At 44.3% G+C, this 2,102-nt stretch carries 2 rRNA genes; both read left to right on the top strand.

From position 1 onward, the window contains the following. Window positions 1-1,707: ribosomal RNA gene (locus tag CSUIS19073_RS08160) — 23S ribosomal RNA — on the top strand; the annotation flags it as partial. A gap of 150 nt (window positions 1,708-1,857) precedes the next feature. After that, a 5S ribosomal RNA gene (gene rrf, locus CSUIS19073_RS08155) occupies window positions 1,858-1,977 on the top strand. The last annotated feature ends 125 nt before the right edge of the window (window positions 1,978-2,102 follow it).

The following is a 2,102-nucleotide window of genomic DNA, read 5'->3' as shown; positions in this document are numbered from 1 at the left end:
GGTAGGAGAGCGTTCTATTCAGCGTTGAAGGTATACCGGTAAGGAGTGCTGGAGCGGATAGAAGTGAGCATGCAGGCATGAGTAGCGATAAAAGGGGTGAGAATCCCCTTCGCCGTAAACCCAAGGTTTCCTACGCGATGCTCGTCATCGTAGGGTTAGTCGGGTCCTAAGCAAAGTCCGAAAGGGGTATGCGATGGAAAATTGGTTAATATTCCAATACCAATTATTATGTGCGATGGAAGGACGCTTAAAGTTAGTGGAGCTAGCGGATGGAAGTGCTAGTCTAAGGATGTAGATTGAGTGGTAGGCAAATCCGCCACTCTTTATTCGAGATCTTAAAGGCTCTTGACGCTCTTCGGAGTAGATGGAGAATCCATGATACTATCGAGCCAAGAAAAGTTTCTAAGTTTAGTAATAATTGCCCGTACCGTAAACCGACACAGGTGGGTGGGATGAGTATTCTAAGGCGCGTGGAAGAACTCTCTTTAAGGAACTCTGCAAAATAGCACCGTATCTTCGGTATAAGGTGTGCCTAACTTTGTATTAAGATTTACTCCCAAAGCAAAGAAGGTTACAACAAAGAGTCCCTCCCGACTGTTTACCATAAACACAGCACTCTGCTAACTCGTAAGAGGATGTATAGGGTGTGACGCCTGCCCGGTGCTCGAAGGTTAATTGATGGGGTTAGCATTAGCGAAGCTCTTGATCGAAGCCCGAGTAAACGGCGGCCGTAACTATAACGGTCCTAAGGTAGCGAAATTCCTTGTCGGTTAAATACCGACCTGCATGAATGGCGTAACGAGATGGGAGCTGTCTCAAAGAGGGATCCAGTGAAATTGTAGTGGAGGTGAAAATTCCTCCTACCCGCGGCAAGACGGAAAGACCCCGTGGACCTTTACTACAGCTTGACACTGCTATTTGGATAAAGATGCGCAGGATAGGTGGGAGGCTTTGATCCATAGACTCTGGTTTATGGTGAGCCATTGTTGAGATACCACTCTTCTTTATTTGGGTAGCTAACTAGCTTGAGTTATCCTCAAGTAGGACAATGTCTGGTGGGTAGTTTGACTGGGGCGGTCGCCTCCCAAAATGTAACGGAGGCTTACAAAGGTTGGCTCAGAACGGTTGGAAATCGTTCGTAGAGTATAAAGGCATAAGCCAGCTTAACTGCGAGACATACAAGTCGAGCAGAGACGAAAGTCGGTCTTAGTGATCCGGTGGTTCTGTGTGGAAGGGCCATCGCTCAAAGGATAAAAGGTACCCCGGGGATAACAGGCTGATCTCCCCCAAGAGCTCACATCGACGGGGAGGTTTGGCACCTCGATGTCGGCTCATCGCATCCTGGGGCTGGAGCAGGTCCCAAGGGTATGGCTGTTCGCCATTTAAAGCGGTACGCGAGCTGGGTTCAGAACGTCGTGAGACAGTTCGGTCCCTATCTGCCGTGGGCGTAAGAAGATTGAGGAGAGTTGACCCTAGTACGAGAGGACCGGGTTAAACCAGCCACTGGTGTATCAGTTGTTCTGCCAAGAGCATCGCTGAGTAGCTAAGCTGGGATGTGATAAGAGCTGAAAGCATCTAAGCTCGAAGCCAACTCCAAGATGAATCTTCTTTTAAGAGCTCTAGTAGACTACTAGTTTGATAGGCTGGGTGTGTAATGGATGAAAGTCCTTTAGCTGACCAGTACTAATAGCTCGTTTGCTTATCTTAATAAGCATCACTTCCTTGTTAAGGATAAAATATAATCCTTTTAGGTTTAATAGTGTTTTTAGATATTAAACTTAGTGATTTTTAACTTTAATACTTTAGCAGTGTTAAATAAGATATTACTCTTATTTGGATAATGTTTTATTTAACACTGCTCGTGGCTATACATGATTAGGAAACGCCTTGCTCCATCTCGAACCAAGAAGCTAAGCTTTTCATGGCCGATGATACTCTCCCTTACTGGGATGTTGGAAAAGTAGGTTGCTGCGAGCTTTGTTTTTATTCTCTATCTTTTTTATTTTAAATCAGCTTTTTATTATTGTTAGTGAGTGGTTTTTATACTTTTAATTATTTTTCAATTTATTAAATCATTTTACAATTATTAGAAATTTTAAAAG

Source organism: Campylobacter sp. RM19073, from assembly GCF_024723495.1.
Taxonomy (GTDB): Bacteria; Campylobacterota; Campylobacteria; order Campylobacterales; family Campylobacteraceae; genus Campylobacter; species Campylobacter porcelli.
Note: the sequence above shows the minus strand (reverse complement) of the source record. Positions and strands in the feature narration are given on the sequence as shown.